The sequence below is a fragment of the Glutamicibacter sp. JL.03c genome, from assembly GCF_025854375.1.
In the GTDB taxonomy this organism is placed as follows: domain Bacteria; phylum Actinomycetota; class Actinomycetes; order Actinomycetales; family Micrococcaceae; genus Glutamicibacter.
The window spans coordinates 1,399,720-1,415,347 of record NZ_CP107575.1 but is presented as its reverse complement, the minus strand read 5'-3'; the positions used below and the strand labels follow the sequence as shown (position 1 = coordinate 1,415,347).

General features: G+C 59.4%; 16 protein-coding genes. 8 read left to right on the top strand and 8 right to left on the bottom strand.

The annotated features are described in order from the left end of the window. Positions 1-2 precede the first annotated feature (2 nt). Positions 3-920, bottom strand: a complete 918-nt coding sequence (locus tag OF385_RS06480) for an ATP-binding cassette domain-containing protein (protein WP_264277526.1) — start codon at positions 918-920, stop codon at positions 3-5. 137 nt (positions 921-1,057) lie between these two features. Here OF385_RS06480 and OF385_RS06475 point away from each other — a divergent pair, with 137 nt between their 5' ends. The 7 genes from OF385_RS06475 (at position 1,058) to OF385_RS06445 (ending at position 6,367) form a co-directional block, all read left to right on the top strand. After that, positions 1,058-2,407: a sensor histidine kinase gene (locus OF385_RS06475; protein ID WP_264277525.1), complete on the top strand. Its 1,350-nt coding sequence runs from the start codon at positions 1,058-1,060 to the stop codon at positions 2,405-2,407. A 9-nt stretch (positions 2,408-2,416) separates the two neighbouring features. Then, positions 2,417-2,857: a response regulator transcription factor gene (locus OF385_RS06470; RefSeq protein WP_264277524.1), complete on the top strand. Its 441-nt coding sequence runs from the start codon at positions 2,417-2,419 to the stop codon at positions 2,855-2,857. A gap of 24 nt (positions 2,858-2,881) precedes the next feature. Next, positions 2,882-3,082 carry a response regulator transcription factor gene (locus OF385_RS06465; RefSeq protein ID WP_264277523.1) on the top strand — a complete coding sequence of 67 codons (201 nt, stop codon included), beginning with the start codon at positions 2,882-2,884 and terminating at the stop codon, positions 3,080-3,082. A gap of 212 nt (positions 3,083-3,294) precedes the next feature. Further along, the gene (locus tag OF385_RS06460) at positions 3,295-4,428 is read left to right on the top strand and encodes an LLM class flavin-dependent oxidoreductase (RefSeq protein ID WP_264277522.1); all 1,134 of its coding nucleotides are present in this window, start codon (positions 3,295-3,297) and stop codon (positions 4,426-4,428) included. Further along, positions 4,412-4,870 (top strand): MarR family winged helix-turn-helix transcriptional regulator, encoded by a 459-nt coding sequence (locus OF385_RS06455; protein ID WP_264277521.1) that lies wholly within the window; start codon positions 4,412-4,414, stop codon positions 4,868-4,870. Before OF385_RS06460 ends, OF385_RS06455 begins: the two co-directional genes overlap by 17 nt. A 114-nt stretch (positions 4,871-4,984) precedes the next feature. Then, on the top strand, positions 4,985-5,677 hold the full coding sequence (locus OF385_RS06450; protein WP_264277520.1) for a hypothetical protein: 693 nt from the start codon (positions 4,985-4,987) through the stop codon (positions 5,675-5,677). A 162-nt stretch (positions 5,678-5,839) separates the two neighbouring features. Then, entirely contained in the window at positions 5,840-6,367 is a 528-nt protein-coding gene (locus OF385_RS06445; RefSeq protein WP_264277519.1) for a dihydrofolate reductase family protein, read from the top strand. A 12-nt stretch (positions 6,368-6,379) separates the two neighbouring features. On the opposite strand, the gene OF385_RS06440 is transcribed toward OF385_RS06445, so the two are convergent. Together OF385_RS06440 and OF385_RS06435 are read right to left on the bottom strand one after the other, a co-directional pair. After that, on the bottom strand, positions 6,380-6,856 hold the full coding sequence (locus tag OF385_RS06440) for an SRPBCC domain-containing protein (RefSeq protein WP_264277518.1): 477 nt from the start codon (positions 6,854-6,856) through the stop codon (positions 6,380-6,382). Between the two features lie 68 nt (positions 6,857-6,924). Next, entirely contained in the window at positions 6,925-7,434 is a 510-nt protein-coding gene (locus OF385_RS06435) for a GNAT family N-acetyltransferase (RefSeq protein WP_264277517.1), read from the bottom strand. A gap of 455 nt (positions 7,435-7,889) precedes the next feature. Between OF385_RS06435 and OF385_RS06430 the strand changes: the two genes are divergently transcribed. Next, the gene (locus tag OF385_RS06430) at positions 7,890-9,083 is read left to right on the top strand and encodes a D-alanyl-D-alanine carboxypeptidase family protein (RefSeq protein WP_264277516.1); all 1,194 of its coding nucleotides are present in this window, start codon (positions 7,890-7,892) and stop codon (positions 9,081-9,083) included. Positions 9,084-9,375: 292 nt separating this feature from the next. Here the strand turns inward: OF385_RS06430 and OF385_RS06425 are convergent, their stop codons facing one another. From OF385_RS06425 to OF385_RS06405, 5 genes are all read right to left on the bottom strand, one after another. Further along, positions 9,376-9,744: a hypothetical protein gene (locus OF385_RS06425; RefSeq protein WP_264277515.1), complete on the bottom strand. Its 369-nt coding sequence runs from the start codon at positions 9,742-9,744 to the stop codon at positions 9,376-9,378. A gap of 395 nt (positions 9,745-10,139) precedes the next feature. Continuing rightward, on the bottom strand, positions 10,140-11,588 hold the full coding sequence (locus OF385_RS06420) for an SH3 domain-containing protein (RefSeq protein WP_264277514.1): 1,449 nt from the start codon (positions 11,586-11,588) through the stop codon (positions 10,140-10,142). Positions 11,589-12,004: 416 nt separating this feature from the next. Then, positions 12,005-13,483 (bottom strand): MFS transporter, encoded by a 1,479-nt coding sequence (locus OF385_RS06415; protein ID WP_264277513.1) that lies wholly within the window; start codon positions 13,481-13,483, stop codon positions 12,005-12,007. A gap of 196 nt (positions 13,484-13,679) precedes the next feature. Then, entirely contained in the window at positions 13,680-14,498 is an 819-nt protein-coding gene (locus OF385_RS06410; protein WP_264277512.1) for an IclR family transcriptional regulator, read from the bottom strand. Beyond that, a complete protein-coding gene (locus OF385_RS06405) occupies positions 14,498-15,559 on the bottom strand; it encodes a D-2-hydroxyacid dehydrogenase (protein ID WP_264277511.1) in 1,062 nt (353 codons plus the stop codon). The genes OF385_RS06410 and OF385_RS06405 overlap by 1 nt, the downstream gene beginning before the upstream one ends. Positions 15,560-15,628: the final 69 nt, after the last annotated feature.

Below are 15,628 nucleotides of genomic sequence, written 5' to 3'. Positions count from 1 at the left end.
GTTCAGCTCCTTGCCGGGGATGGTGCGGTGAATTCGATCGAGTCTCGGGTCAGCTGGTTATAGGCCGACTCCAGTGAACCGCGGGCAGCGCTCAATTCGTGCAATTCGATGTGCTGGGCAAAGGCCAGCGCTCCGATTTCTTCCAGCGCCAGGCCCGTGACCCGTACTGCTTGCTCTCCCGCGGGCTGCACCTGGACACCCCGCTGCCCCAGCAGGTCGGCGAGCGCCTGGACTTGCGGAGAACGCACGGTGACAATCTGTTGCGTGAACTCGGTGATGAGCTGCTCGGTGGCGGCATGGGCGATGAGCTGGCCGCGGCCGATGAGGATCAGCTGGTCGGCTACCTGCTGCACTTCGCTCATCAGGTGGCTGGAGACAAAGACTGTTCCCCCATTTTCGGCCCGGGTGCGCATCATGTGCCGGATCCATGCGATGCCTTGTGCATCCAGCCCGTTCATCGGCTCATCAAGGATGAGGATTTGCGGGTCGCCGAGCAATGCGGCGCTGATGCCAAGGCGCTGGCGCATGCCCAGGGAGAAACCACCGATGCGCTTGGAGGCCACGGTTGCCAGTCCGGATTCTTCGAGCACCTGCCCGACTCGCTGCCGACAGATGCGGTTGCTTTGGGCCAGCGCCTGCAGGAATGTCCTGGGCGTATGCCCTGGGTGCCCGGCCGTGCCGCTGATGTGGGCACCCACCGTATGCATGGGGTAGGCCAATTGGCCGTAGCGTTGCCCGTTGACCAGGGCTTGGCCGCTGGTCGGAGCGTCCAGGCCGAGAATCATGCGCATGGTGGTGGACTTGCCGGCTCCATTGGGTCCGAGGAAACCGGTGACCTTTCCCGGTGGAATGTCTACGCTCAGTTCGTTGACGGCGCGGGTGTTGCCGTAGTCCTTGGTGAGTGCGTCGAGCTTGATCATGGTGAACTCCTTTTCCTGGGCTCAACTCTGTCATCGCATGAAGCCGGGCACACCGGCTGATGGTCGGCAGTTCCGGGTCGGGCTCCCCCGACTTTGGTCGGTGTCAGCTTCCACCGATCTTGCGTAGCATGATCATCATGGCTATCCAGTGGAAGCAAATCCTGCTGCTCATCGTTCTCGCGCTGAGCGCGTACCTGCTTCCGCTGTCTACCAGCGGAGCGTGGCTTTTCCTGGCCCCGCTGGCCGCCGTCGGCAGCTTTTTTGCGGGGCGCCGCGTGGACTCGGTGGTCCATGGAATCGCTGCCTTGGCGGCCGGAGCGCTCGCAGCGGGGATGACGCTGATTTTTTCCGCTCATGTCAGCGTGCTGACCTTTGCCTTGAATCTCTCGACCGGGGTGGTCTTGTTCGTCCTCTTGCCCTGGTGGGCGGGGCGGGCCAGGCGCAATGCCTTGTCCTTCCGTGCCCAGGAACGCCACCATGCAGTGATCCAGGCCGGGCTTCGCGAGAGAGCGCGAATTGCCGAGGCGATGCATGACCAGTTGGGACATGACATGGCGCTGTTGGCGCTGTCTACCGGCGGGTTGCAGATGGCCCTGGACAGGGAGTCGGAGGCTTACCGATTCGCCGTGCGCATCCGCGCCCAGGCAGATCAGGCCGTTGAGCACCTGCACGAGATTATCGAAGTGCTTCATGATCCGGCTCAGAATGCATCGTTGAGCCCCCAGCAGCAATCCCTGGGAAGGCTGATATCCCAGGCGCGCAGCCGGGGCATGCGGATCAACTACCAGGCGACGGGTCCGGACCCCGCAGCCCCGCCCAGCTCCCCCACCGGTGCTGTCCTGCATCAGGTGCTGCAGGAGGCGCTGACCAATGCGGCCAAATACGCGCCGCAGCATCTGGTGGATGTGGAGCTTGATAGCAGTGCGGATCCCATGACCTTGCGGATCAGCAATACGCTGGACGGTTCCCCGACTCCGGCGCGGGCCGGGGCCACGGGTCTGCGCACCCTGCGCGCGGCATTAGCCTTGCATGGCGGATCCCTGCGCGTGAACCGTTCTGACGAGTCCTTTGAAGTGGTGGCCACGATCGGCCGGATCCAGCCGGATTCCGGAGCGCTGCTGGAGCCGGGGTCCGGCAAGGCCTCTTCACGATGGCTGCTGGTGCTGGTGCCCGTCCTGACGGTTGCGGCCATGGTGCTGGGCCTGTACTTCTTGCAGTTGGCGACTTTCCGGGCCACGGCGTTGAGCCCGGCTGACTTCCAGCAGCTCACGATGGGGATGAACCGGGAGGAAGTCGCTGAGCATGTCCAGGCCAAGGGTCTGGACCAGCCGCTTCCGGTGATCGATGAATCCCGGCTGCCGGCCAGCGGCCAGTGCCGGTACTACGCTGCGCGCACCGGGGTGCTGGACCTGGGCAGCGAGATGTTCCGGCTCTGCTTCTCGGATGATGTCCTGATTTCCGCCGACCACCTCTACCCCGCGTCATAGGATCAATACATGAGCACAGAACATCCGGTAGGGCTACTGCTTGTTGATGATGATCCGCTGATCCGCGCAGGGCTTGGGACCATCCTCGCCAGCGATCCAGGGATCAAGATCCTGGGCGAGGCAGAGAATGGGATCCGGGCTATCGAATTGGCTGCTCGGCTCCGCCCCCAGGTGACCATGATGGATATTCGCATGCCCCAGCTTGATGGGCTCAGCGCGATGGAGCGCATCTTGGCCGAGGACCCGGAGGCCAAGGTGCTGGTCCTGACAACTTTTGGCGAGGAAGAATATATCGATCGCGCCATGGCCGGCGGTGCGGCCGGGTTCATGCTCAAGAGTTCCAGCCCGGAGGAATTGATCGGGGCTGTCCATTCGGTTGCCGATGGCGCCGCTGCCCTCTCCCCGCGCATCGCCAAGCGCCTGGTGGACAAGGTCCGCCGCCTTGATTAGGGGCGGCGCACCGAGGCAGCCTCGATGATTGCAGAGCTGACGCCGCGTGAACGTGATGTCTTGTCGCTGGTGGGAGCGGGAGATTCGAATGCGGAAATCGCCGAAGAGCTGGTGCTCACTGCGGCCACGGTCAAGGGGCATATGACCTCGATTATGCTCAAGCTCGGTGTGCGCAATCGCGTTGAAGCGGCGTTGATCGCGTATCAGAGCGGCATGGTCAACTAGCAAGACCGGCCACCGCTGAATGCTGCAGCCTTGCACTGTCCCCTAGCCCCCTTGGCCTTCTGCCATCCATGCCGTGTCCATGGCGGCCTTGTGTCCCATCGCACTACCCATGTCCGGGAATATTTGACGCATCAACTTGTTATTACATGCATACGCATATAAATTGTAGGTAGGCGCACAACGCAAAACCTCGACGACAAGCAGGAGTGGACATGCAGTTCGGAGTATTCTCAGTCAGCGATATCACCCGCGACCCCACCACCGGCCGCATTCCTACGGAAAAGGAACGCATCGACGCCTCGGTAGCCATCGCCAAAAAAGTCGAAGAAATCGGCATGGACGTCTACGCCATTGGCGAGCACCACAACCGCCCATTCTTCTCTTCCTCTCCTACCACCACGCTGGCCTACATCGCCGCCCAGACCAAGCGGATCATCCTCTCGACCACCACGACCTTGATCACCACGAATGATCCGGTGAAGATCGCCGAAGATTTCGCGATGCTGCAGCACCTGTCCGGCGGACGCGTGGATCTGGTCTTGGGCCGCGGTAATACCGGCCCGGTCTACCCGTGGTTCGGCAAGAACATCCAGGATTCGGTCAACCTCACCGTGGAGAACTACAACCTGCTGCGCCGCCTGTGGGATGAGGACGTAGTGGACTGGGAAGGCACCTTCCGCACTCCCCTGCAGAATTTCACCTCCACGCCCCGGCCGTTGGACGACGTGGCGCCCTTCGTCTGGCACGGCTCCATCCGGACCCCGCAGGTCGCCGAGATCGCCGCCTACTACGGAGACGGCTTCTTCGCCAACAACATCTTCTGGCCAAAGGAGCACTACCAGCAGCTGATCAACCTCTACCGCGAACGCTACGAGCACTACGGCCATGGCAAGGCCCACCAGGCCGTGGTCGGATTGGGCGGCCAGTTCTACATGGCCAAGGACTCGCAGCAAGCAGTCAAGGAGTTCCGCCCCTACTTCGACAACGCGCCGGTCTACGGACACGGTCCATCGCTGGAGGACTTCACCGCGCAAACCCCATTGACCGTCGGCTCGCCTCAGCAGGTTCTGGAAAAGACCCTGACCTTCCAGGAATACTTCGGCAGCTACCAGCGCCAGCTCTTCCTCATCGACCACGCGGGCTTGCCGCTGAAGACCGTTTTGAACCAGCTGGACATGTTCGGCGAGTACGTCTTGCCTGAACTGCGCAAGGAAATGGAATCCCGCGCCCCGGCAGATCTGACCCCCGCCCCAACCCATGAAGGGCTGGTCGCCGCTCGCCGGGCTAAACTGGAGGCTGAGGAAGCGAAGACCAAGGAGCCAGCAGCAAGTGACCGGGACCAATAAACCTGTAGCCTCGTTGAAGGTCACCACCGACGCCTGGGAATCCCTGTTCCGGGCGCAGGTGGCGGTCATGCGCCAAATCACCGCCATGCCGGAGTTCGGCAAGCTGTCCATGCGCGAATACGATGTCCTGTTCAACTTGCGCACCTGTCCCGGGGGCAAGAGCCGGATGGTCGACTTGAACAAGCAGTTGCTCATTTCCCAGCCCAGCTTGAGCCGCATGGTGGTCCGCCTTGAAGAGCAGGGACTGGTTGTCCGCGAACCGGATCCGGTGGATCATCGAGCCACTCAGCTGTCCCTGACTGATGAGGGACGGAAGCTGCAGCAGGAAATCGGCCGGGAGCATGTGAAGCATCTGCACGAGCTTCTTGGTTCGGCACTTTCCGAGGAGGAATTCCTCGAATTGAACCGGCTGAGCAGCAAACTGCATCACGCAGTTCTATAACCGGCAGATTACTCGGAAGCTCTGGCGCTAGCGCCCGATCTTCCGGGTTTTCTGGCACCATGGGAACAGAAATGTCGTTGCTTGAAGGATCGGCTCAGCACAGAAGGAAGATCATTGTTGAAGGACGCGCAGCTACTGGGCTTGGACGTAGCAGCCAGCCAACTTGGCGTCGATACCAAGGATCTCCGAAGCTACTTGCGAAAGCAGCGGCCCAAGGGCGCGGTGCAAATCCCCAACAAGCCCGGCGGCAACTGGCACCTGCACCCCGGGTTGTTGCAGCAACTGCAATTTGCCGGAGCGCCCGGGATCGATGCGCCGCTTCGCCCGATCGATGATGCCATCCTCGATGCGCTGGACTGGTCCGAATGGACTCCCTTCGAACAGTCCGCCGAACAAGCGCCGGCGCTGCCCGGAGTCTATGCCGTCCGGCAACGCGGCGACGAGCAGAATCCGCCGCTGTACATCGGGCAAGCCGGGGAGCGAAATGGCAAAGGCCTGCGCGGACGCTTGAAGGTCTACTCCAGCGGCAAGGGCGCCACCTCTGGCCTTGGAAAATATGCCATGAATTTGGCGCTGGCCGATTCCGCATGGCTGGCCCAATTCGTCCAAGAGGCCGACGCAGGTCGCCCCGAGAGCGTGGAAGGCATGGCGCGTCGTGCCATCGACCGGTTGAACTTGGAAGTGCGGTGGATGCCGTGCGTTCACCGCAAAGCGGCCATGCTGCTAGAGGCTGCACTCATCAAGAAGCACTCCTCAACGCTGTGGAATGGCTCCAGCGAAAACAAGCAGGGCGCCTCCGAAAAATAATCATCGCCGAATACTGCTTGCATCTGCGCTGTGACCGGTTCACTGTAGGAATATCTGCAGAACCAGTACTGCGGTTGGAGATTTGAGGAGTAGGCGATGGGGCCAGTTACTTGCGATGTGACAGTATCTTCTGATGGATTTTGCGCAGGACCCCATCAGAGCATGCAGTTCCCTCTCGGCGAGGGCGCAGAAGAACTGCATCGCTGGCAATTCGAGCGCACCGAAGAAAATGCCGAGGAAATCACGGCAATCACCGAAGCTGCCGCATTCATCATGGGCAGCCACATGTTCGGCCCGCCTCCTGGCCATCATTCAACGGACTGGACCGGCTGGTGGGGAGATAACCCGCCCTATCACGCGCCGGTTTTCGTGCTCAGTTCACATCCGCGCCCGCTGATCCGGATGGAGGGCGGAACCAGTTTCCAATTCATCACCGAAGGAATCCACGAGGCACTGTCGGAGGCGCAAGAGGCCGCGGGCGAACGGCCGGTTGCCATTGCCGGCGGCGCTAACACCATTGTGCAGTTCCTCAAGGCGGGCCTTATTGACGAGTTGCGGCTGCATATCGCGCCGATCCGGCTAGGACATGGCGAAGCCATCACCGTGGAAACCATCGAGACCCACATGGACCGGTACTCGCGGCGTGAAACACCTTTGGCGACACACGTCTACTATCGCCGTCGGCGTTAGAAGCAATGCGAATTACTTGTAGAAGCCTTCTCGGAGGTTGATTCCATACTCCATCCAGGCCTTCATAGCTGCCAGCATGCCAGTCCAGCCCATGCAATTGCCGAAAGCCGCCTGAGCGCCGGCGGAATTGACCTGCCAGGCGCTTTCGGTGATGTCGACCTTGGTTCTGGTGCTGTCATCCACCGAGGTGAATTCAAAGGTCACTGTATTCAGTGCATCATCTGCTGTGGCGTGCTCCGCACCCCACTGCAAGACGATCTTGTTGGGGAACTGCGCCTCCAGCACCTTGACCGGGAAGGCTCCGGGGAAATCATGGAAGTCCCACGTAACCGTCGTGCCCGCTTCGACCCTTCCCTGCGCCCCACCGGTAGTGAAATAGCTCGATAGTTGCACCGGATCGGCGACGGCCTCGTAGACTTGGGTCACCGCCTTGGAAATGAATCCGGAAACGGTGAAGGACAGTTGCTCTAGCTCTGCATTTGATGACATGCTCCATGTCTACGCCAGATGAGAAATCTAGACAATAGTCACGGCGCTTTTCTGAGCTAATTGGTTAGTCAAACACCGAATGGCTTGGCGTATTGGAAGTCGCCCCGCGGAAGTCTTGATTCATCGAAGACGCGCACCATGAAGTGCTCTCCCCAGCTGGTGTCGCTCGGTGAAATGCCGCGAGCCAGAGCCGGCTCGTAGCCAAAACGGCGGTAATATCCCGGTGCTCCGAGCAACACGATTCCACTTAGCGCTTCCGCTTCGGCCTGATCGTGGATGCTCTGCATCAGAATCGATCCGACACCACGGTGCTGGTATTCCGGCGCTACAGCCAGCGGCCCGAGCCCCAGCATCGGCTCGCCGCCAATCCTTCCCCACGTCGCAATGACGTGGCCGATGACCACTGAATCATCGAGCGCCACGAGTGAGAAGCGTGAGTCATACTCTTCGCAGCCGAACAGATTCTGAAGCAACCCGACTTCCTCAGGCTCAACCATGGGGTCAATTCCAGCAAAGGCAGCATGCGTTACTGCATACACCGCTGCACGGTCGTCAAAGACTTCGGGACGGATATGCATGATCGCAAACCTACCAAACCTCGCGGATCAAGAAAAATTCAGCGGACGCTTCGATCAATTCCCAGCTTGCCCTTGCGCCACTAAGAATGATCGGGAAATCCGCAGGTTACGGCCACGGGTCGAATGTTCATTTTCCCTTCACTTCCCGTCCTTGAATCCTATTGTTCAGCTGAGCTCAGGCCAGGAAGCCTGGGCGTCTCTTCATGGACTATGCTGCACAGAAGCTCCCGGCAATTCAGATTCCTTCAAGTGGGATGCGCTTCTTGGAAACGCTCAGCGCTAGAGGCCGCAGGGCTCGACGGAGCGTTGGCACTTAGTGCATGGCGTGCACAGCCGGCGCCATTGAGAATTGTGGTTAGTCCATTCATCATCAACCGGTTGCAGAAACCTTGAATCGAGTCGTGAATAGTGATGCAATTAGGGTCGCATCTTCCATCACTTGCAATGGAGAACCAATGAAACAGCCGCGTGCCTTGAAAGTCCCACTCGCTGCAACAATCTCGGCGACGCTCATGGTTGCCTTATTGCCGCTGTCCCCTGCCAATGCGGCGCCAAAAGCGACTTCAACGACTCAGGTGGCGCAGTCAGTGTCGGTGAATTCTGCAGTGCAGATTGCCGCGAAGAAGATTCAGCGTGATCCGAGCAAGACGGATGTCTTCGTCAACAAGAAGTATCCACTGAGCCCCAAGAAATATGCTCCCAAGACCGTGGCAGTTAAAGGCACCAACGTCCGGCTGAAGTCCTCGGCAGCGGAGGCTTACTCCAAGATGGTCAAGGCAGCGGCCAAGGATGGCGTTCACATTCGAGCCGTCAGCGGTTACCGCTCCTATGCTCGCCAAGCCGAGCTGTACAACTACTACACCCGGATCTACGGGAAGAGCTACGCGTCCAAGATCTCCGCGGTTCCAGGTACGAGCGAACACCAAACCGGGTTGGCCATTGATGTTGGCAATCGAAATGGCGAGTGTGGCCTCCAAGCCTGCTTCGCCAACACTCCGGTTGGCAAGTGGGTGGCCAAGAACGCACACAAGTATGGCTTCATTCTCCGCTACCCCAAGGGCCAGGAATCGGTCACCGGTTACTCGTTCGAGCCATGGCACTTCCGCTACTTGGGCACTTCGCTCGCCAAGAGCTACAAGAGCTCAGGCGCAAAGACTCTTGAGGCATACTACGGCGTCGCAGGTAGCAATTCCAAGGATACTTCGGCTAAGAATTCCAAGAACACTCAAGCCAAGTCTGCTAGGACCACCGTGAATCTCAACATGCGCGCTGGCCTTGGCACGGGCCATCGAGTGGTCTTGACGATTCCACGTGGCAAGCAGGTAACGATCACTGGCTCAAAGAAGTCCGGCTGGTATCCAGTGAAGTACTCGGGCAAGTCGGGCTGGGTATCCGGCAAGTACCTGAACAACTTCTCGAATTCCGCGCCAAAGTCCAATGGCCAGAAGCAGAAGTCCAGCCCGAAGTCTTCTACCAAAAAGACTGTCGCTAATCTGAATATGCGCAGCGGTGCAGGAACCAACCACCGTGTGATTCTCACCATCCCCAAGGGCAAGAAGGTGACTTTGACGGGCTCGAAGAAGCCGGGTTGGTACGAGGTCAAGTATTCCTCGAAGACCGGCTGGGTCTCAGGCAAGTACCTACGCTAGAAAAACTTGCAACACAAGACAGCGCCCCTTAGCTCGAATGTTGAGGCGGCGCTGTCTTGTAATGTCCGCATCCTATTTTCTGATCGCGTCCATCAACCCCAACAGGTTACCCAAATGCCTCTCGCCATCGATTCCGAAGTCCTCTACAGCGAACCACCTGCTCTGCTCGCCCGCAGCCATCCCATATGCTGCCCGTTTACTTATCAGGCACGCGAGTCGACAAGTACCCGCAAATCGCATCAAATCCCACGCCCCATGCGCGAGCCGGAAACGGTTCGCAGCACGTGCAGAATCACGGAATAAGGGGCGTTTCAGAGATCACCGCACGAGGTAGGCTTCCATGCTTGGAGCGAAGACCATCTTTGCCCCAGTACAAAATGCAATCCCCGTCGGCAGCCAATTCGACGGTTTCATGGACGTGTACGGAAAACAACGACATCTTCGCCTGAAGCGCATCCATGTCTGGCCAGAGGCTTTCCCCGTCCGTGAGCATGACCATGTCCATGACTCCGGAAAAATCCCTATCGAAAGCGTAGAGCACTCCCGTCTCCGCGTACTTCAGGAATGCTGCGCCGCGATCATTGGGCGGGAGGACCGAGAACTCCCCGAGCTCGCTCAGGTGATACTTCAGGCATTCGTACGACGCTGGAAAATTGCCCACCTGCACCCTTTCTGCTCGTCGGCTGGAGAGGCCGGGATCGGTTTAACGGGCAAGCTCATGCTTTCCGCAGCCGTGAAATATGGTTGTTATTCGTCAACGGAATGCCGGCTACTGATCCCTGCAACAGCTTGTGCACCCCGCAGACCATGCCTGTTGCCGGAGAATGATTTCTCATTGCTCGGGCGAAGATTCCCCGGCGACGTGACCGCCCGCCGTGGCCGCTGCCTACTGCGCAATTTTTCTGGCTCTTGAAGCCTCATCGAGTTCGGATACTTGCCTCTGGTACTCGAAAATGCTGGTTCACGCGCTTTCGTTCTTGGGCCGAATCAGGACCGGCCACCGAAACTCTTGATATGGGATTTCGGTGGCCGTTCGAGCTCCGATGTTGCTATTGATTAGCCGTTCAGCGCGCGGTAGTTCAACGCGCCACCGGTGGCCGAACTGCCATGGGTTTCCACATGGATGTGATCCATATGCCTGGTGGTGTCAGTCCAGTTGTTGGTGAACTGCGTGCCGTACTTGCCCGAAGTGGAGTAAGGCTCCCAGCCCTTAGAAGCAGACAGCCAGATCTTGTCCTGCCAAATCAGGTAACTGATCCCCAGCTGCGCACGGTTGTCCAGGAGGAACTGGGCAATGCGGTCGCCCGCTTTGATCCCGGATGCGCTCTTGTAATTGGCCATCATCACGTCCACAGCGCGTCCAGAACTGTGGCCAGCGGAACCGGGACGGATAGTGCCCAGCGAAGTGTAGTCACCGCTGAAAAGGCGACGCACTGTATCGATGACCAGCTGCGTATCGCTGCGGACCGTGCTCAGTTCCGAAGTAGTGAGGTACTTGGAGCTGATGTAGCCGCTGCCGATCTTGGTGGAGACCTTGGACCAGCCGTTTGACGATGAGCGAACTGTGACCTTCTCCCCCGCTTGGACAACGCCGAGCACGCGGTAGCTGGTGCCCGCGCCAGAGCGAAGGTTCACACCCGCGGTCGCGTAGGCCACCGTGGAGGGCGTCTGTTCCGGCTGTGGAGAAGGCGAGGCAGGAGCCTTGCCCACATAGGACTTGCTGACCCATCCGGTTCCCTTGGATGAAGAGACCTGGGCCCAGTTGCCCGAGTAGCGATAGATCTTGATTTTTTCGCCCGCAGGGATCACTCCCACGGAACGGTAGGAGATTCCAGCCCCGGATCGAAGGTTCAAATTGGCCGTCGTGTATCCGGTGGTGCTCGACGATTCCGGCTTGGGCTTCTGCGGGTTTGAGGTACTCGGTGCAGACTTGAGGTAGCTCAGGCTGGACCATCCTGTGCCTTTGGAAGAACCGATCTTCGCCCACCCTTTGGAAGTTTGCAGTACGGTTACTCGTTCACCCTTGGGTATGACGCCCAAGGAACGGTAGCCTGTTCCTGCTCCGGCGCGCAGGTTCAGATTCGCGGTGGTGTAGCGAGCGGTGCCGCTATCGGTCTTCGGCGATGAAGCGACGGTTTCCAAGTACGAATTGGAAGACCAGCCGGTCTTTCCAGCGTATTTGACCTTGCTCCACTTGCCGCTGGTCGCCAGAACGGTGACCTTGGTGCCCTTGGGAATGACTGCCAAGGTTGCTGACGCGGTCGTTGCTTTGGCACGCAGGCGCAGGTTCGCAGCAGTGCGCTTGGTCGTCGAAGCTTTCGCAGCGACCACGTTGAGCTTGTTTGAAGGCATTGACTTGGGAACGTCGGCGTTGGCGGCGGTTGCCACCGTGGCCTGAGCACCCGTGCCGATGGTCATGGTTAGTGCCAGCGCTACTGCGGCGGTGCGTCCAGGAATCCTCATCAGGTCCTTCTTTTCGTGGATCGGGGTAGCCGCTTTCCACATTCCTTGTATTTGCGGTGTTCCCCGAGCGAGCGATGCGAGTTGATTTAATTTTTGGCTTCAGCCGCGAGGCTGTGCCGGTCCCGAGCACCGTTTAGGCGTACGTTCCCGTAGTTACTTTGCCATATCTCACACGTCCACGCATCTAAATTTGGCCAAATCAGCACTGAATTCTCAACTTAGTGAGGAGGAATACTTTCCGCTTGCTACTTTAAAGTAGACAGAATTCTGCGTCAGCTAATGAGCCGGACCAAGATTTGTGCACCTAGCGCTCGCTGTCCGTGCCTAGAGGAAAAGTCGTTATTGCACCTCCTCTGGCAGGAAAGCCATCTAACAGAGCCCCTTTAAGCGGGATTCTCCGAGCAACTATGGTGCCCGGAGAATCCCGCGTTCTCTGTCAGGGTTCTTGGTAGCCGTGGTTAGCGCTCGTCAGCGGTCACCGTTTCGCGGTCCACCGTGAATGAGGTGCGGGCAGAGACCGCCGAAGCTCCCATGCCCTGGCTTCCCTTGAGCCAGACGTCGTCGCCTGCCTCAACCGAGGAGATCTTCACTGCATCGTCGGTACGGGTCAGGTCACGACGCAGGGTTTCAGGTACCAGGAATGTCGAGCCCAGGGTGATGGCGGAAAGCACTGCCATGTACAGTCCCAGCACCAGCCAGCTGCCATCGGTGATTGCAATCAGGTAGGCGCCCAAGACGCCGGCAAGGCCGCCGGCGAGCACGGCAGAGATTTCGCGTGCCATGGCAACGCCAAGGTAACGGTGGCGGCTGCCGAAGAGTTCAGGAAGCATGGCGCACTGTGGGCCAAGCATGGTGGCAACGCCACAACCAATGCCGATCGCGATGACGGCGACGGCCAGTGCATGGCTGCCCATTGTCAGCGCCCACCACGCTGGCAACGAGTACACGAGCATGAAGATGGCGCCTACACGGTAGACGATTCTGCGGCCAAAGCGGTCCGAGAGCGCTCCGGCGAATGGCACTGAGAATACGCCGATCAGCGAGCCGATGGTCACTCCCCAGGTCAGCAGCCCCTTGTCGGCTTCCGGACCGACGACAGTGACAAAGAAGCTCAGCGCCAGGCCCTGGAACATGTAGGAGCCGCCGTTTTCGGCCATGCGCAGTCCAATGCCCACCAGCACGCCTGGGAAGCCATTGCGGAAGAGTTCACGCATCGGATGCTCGGAAACCTGCTCGCGCTTTTCCATCTCCACGAAGGTCGGGGTTTCTTCCAACTTCGCACGGATCAGAACCGCCAAGATGATCAGCAGGAAGGATGCTAGGAATGGCACGCGCCAGCCCCACGACATCAGCGCTTCCTCGGGCAACATGGTCAGCAGCGAGAAGACTACCGCGGCTAGCAGCGTTCCGGCCTGAATGCCGATAAATGGGAGCGCCGAGAAGAAACCACGGCGGCCAGTTGGCGAGTACTCGGCCATCAGGACGGTTGCGCCGGCCTGTTCTGCGCCTGCGCCAAAGCCCTGCAGCAATCGCAACAGCACCAGGAGGATTGGTGACCAGATGCCGGCCATCTGGTAGGTCGGCAGTACGCCGATCAAAGTGGATGCGCCACCCATCAGCATGATGGTGATGATCAGGACGATCTTTCGCCCCAGTTTGTCGCCCAACATGCCGAAGAACATTCCGCCGAAGGGACGAGCTACGAAACCCACGCCAAAGGTGGCGAATGCTGCCACCGTGGCCATGGCTGGATCCCCTTGCGGGAAGAAGAGCACATTGAAGATCAACGCCGTAGCGAGACCGTACAGCGCGAAGTCGAAGTATTCCAGGGCACTGCCGATGCTTGATGCCAAGGTGGCGCGTTGAAGGTTCTTTGCGTAGTCGGCGTCCAGCGCCGAACCGCCGGAGCTTTGGGCTCCTGTTGGCGATGAATTCATGGTGGTCTCCTTTGACGAGTGAAGCACATCACTTCTACCTGCATCGAAGATACCAGCATATCGAACAGCGTACAACATAGTGAACGCATTATTTTTCCGGAAGATTCCACCTCATGGCAAAAGCTCGCCCCACCCTTCCTGCAGAGAGGAAGAATGGGGCGAGTTATCGCAAAACTATTCGGTTATCAGATGGCGTTTATCCACGCGCCGCCCGTTGCCTCCACGGGTTTTCCAGCCGGGCGGCAACTTCTCGCAAAGCCGTGCCCACCGCGGCAATCCGCAGCGGGTCGGCCTGATCCACTGGCAGCGCCGTCCCCAGCGCCAACGGAGGATCACCAGGCGACCAGGCTGCCAGGGGCACGGCCACGCCCATCACCCCGCTGGTCGATCGGCCATCATCCACTGCGAAGCCACGTTCACGGGCAAGCGCCAGCCTTTCGCGCAGTTCCTCGCCAGTGAGTTCATGGCCATCGACGCTGCTGCGCCGAGGCAGCTCTTTCTCCATAATGAGCGCCAGCTGCTCTTCATCAAGCGAAAGCAGCAGGGCATTGCCTGCCGCGCTCATCACCGCAGGTAGTCGCGAGCCGAGGGGTGCGCCAAAGCGGTAGGGCATACGGCCTTCATGCCGGGCCAAGTACAAAGCTTCGGCACCGTCCAGCATGGCGATTTGCACCAGCTCACCACGCAGTGTCGGCGATGAGGAAATCAGCCCGAAGAATTCACGCACTTGGTTGAATTGCACCGAGTATGCTCCCCCAAGTTCAGCGTTCCTGCGGCCCAGCCCGAATCCCTCGCTGGTGCGGCGAATCATTTCGCCGTCTTCCAGTGCTTGGCAGAGATTTGCGCACGAGGATTTGGCGATGCCCAAGGTGCGCGCCAGCTCGCTCAGGGACAGCGAACGCCCTTCGGCTTCCGCAAGCAGGCCAAGGATCGCCAAGGCACGAGTTACCGCGGGAGCAGGATCCCGGCTTGGACGTTCGCCTGATTCTTCTACAGCCTCATTCACGCTTGTCATTAGTAGAACTCTACGGTGTCGACCTTGTTCCGCACAGCCTTTCCATCCAGAATACGTGTTGCGTTGCAGGCGAAGAGCCGAGCGATGCGAGTGGTTTCCTGCCTGCTGAGCGCAGAGGTATGCGGGCTAATCAGAACGTTCGGGTGCTCCCACAGCACGCTGTTGGGATCCAGGGGTTCCTGGGCCACGACATCCAGCGCGGCGAAGCCTATGCGGCCAGCTTCCAGTGCAGGAATCAGTGCCGACTCATCAACTACCGTTCCACGTCCCACATTGACGAAGATCGTTCCATCCTTGACCGCTTCGAACACATCAGCGCCGAGCAATCCTTCGGTGCTCCTAGTTCCCGGGAGCGTAGCCACTATGGCATCAACCTCGCCAGCAACGTCGGCGATCTTGGCCGGATCAATGAGGCGATCCACACCTTCCACTGGCTTGCCGCTGCGCGACGTTCCCCACACGGTCGAGCCGCAGGCATTGAAGCGTTCAACCACCGCGGTGCCGATTCCGCCCAAGCCAACCACCAGGATGGTCATCTCATCCAGGTGGCGCATGCCCCAGCGCTCGGAAGGCCAGAACTTGTTCGCCTGATCGGCCTCCAGCTTGCGAAGATTCTTCGCTCCGGCAAGCACGCCAAAGAGCGCGAACTCCGCCAAGGTGGATCCATGCACGCCGGCACTGGTAGTGAAGGTGACTCGATCCAGCTCCTCGGAGCTCAGGCCCGCAGCCTTTACTTGCGCACCGCCGCCAGCAGCAGTGGTGTGAACCCAGATAAGGTCCTGGTTCTGCTTGACGGTGTTCTTCAGCAGCTGCGGGTTGACGTCCGGGATGCCGAAGAGCGCTTGCGAGGAGGTGACGATTTCTTCATAACGCTTGGCCTGTTCGGCAGTGCGGGTGAAGCGAGGATCCCCTTCCCAGTCTCCTTGCCAGCGTTGTGGCCGGTAGAGTCCTGGTTCATAGACAAAGTCCAGGCGAGGTTCGAGTTCCTGCATGAGTTCAAGATCTGCAGCAGGGAGGCCTACGGCGATTCCCACGCGCAGGCGTTCTGTTTGAGGCGTCATTGCTCTGTATTCCTTCCGTCTGATGACAGCATACCGCCACGGACAGTATATTGAACAGTGTTCGCTATA

Coding starts and splice junctions, on each gene's coding strand:
- OF385_RS06480 (WP_264277526.1), bottom strand. CDS start 920: ATGATCAAGCTCGACGCACTCACCAAGGACTACGGCAACACCCGCGCC.
- OF385_RS06475 (WP_264277525.1), top strand. CDS start 1,058: ATGGCTATCCAGTGGAAGCAAATCCTGCTGCTCATCGTTCTCGCGCTG.
- OF385_RS06470 (WP_264277524.1), top strand. CDS start 2,417: ATGAGCACAGAACATCCGGTAGGGCTACTGCTTGTTGATGATGATCCG.
- OF385_RS06465 (WP_264277523.1), top strand. CDS start 2,882: ATGATTGCAGAGCTGACGCCGCGTGAACGTGATGTCTTGTCGCTGGTG.
- OF385_RS06460 (WP_264277522.1), top strand. CDS start 3,295: ATGCAGTTCGGAGTATTCTCAGTCAGCGATATCACCCGCGACCCCACC.
- OF385_RS06445 (WP_264277519.1), top strand. CDS start 5,840: ATGCAGTTCCCTCTCGGCGAGGGCGCAGAAGAACTGCATCGCTGGCAA.
- OF385_RS06440 (WP_264277518.1), bottom strand. CDS start 6,856: ATGTCATCAAATGCAGAGCTAGAGCAACTGTCCTTCACCGTTTCCGGA.
- OF385_RS06435 (WP_264277517.1), bottom strand. CDS start 7,434: ATGCATATCCGTCCCGAAGTCTTTGACGACCGTGCAGCGGTGTATGCA.
- OF385_RS06430 (WP_264277516.1), top strand. CDS start 7,890: ATGAAACAGCCGCGTGCCTTGAAAGTCCCACTCGCTGCAACAATCTCG.
- OF385_RS06420 (WP_264277514.1), bottom strand. CDS start 11,588: ATGTGGAAAGCGGCTACCCCGATCCACGAAAAGAAGGACCTGATGAGG.
- OF385_RS06415 (WP_264277513.1), bottom strand. CDS start 13,483: ATGAATTCATCGCCAACAGGAGCCCAAAGCTCCGGCGGTTCGGCGCTG.
- OF385_RS06410 (WP_264277512.1), bottom strand. CDS start 14,498: ATGACAAGCGTGAATGAGGCTGTAGAAGAATCAGGCGAACGTCCAAGC.
- OF385_RS06405 (WP_264277511.1), bottom strand. CDS start 15,559: ATGACGCCTCAAACAGAACGCCTGCGCGTGGGAATCGCCGTAGGCCTC.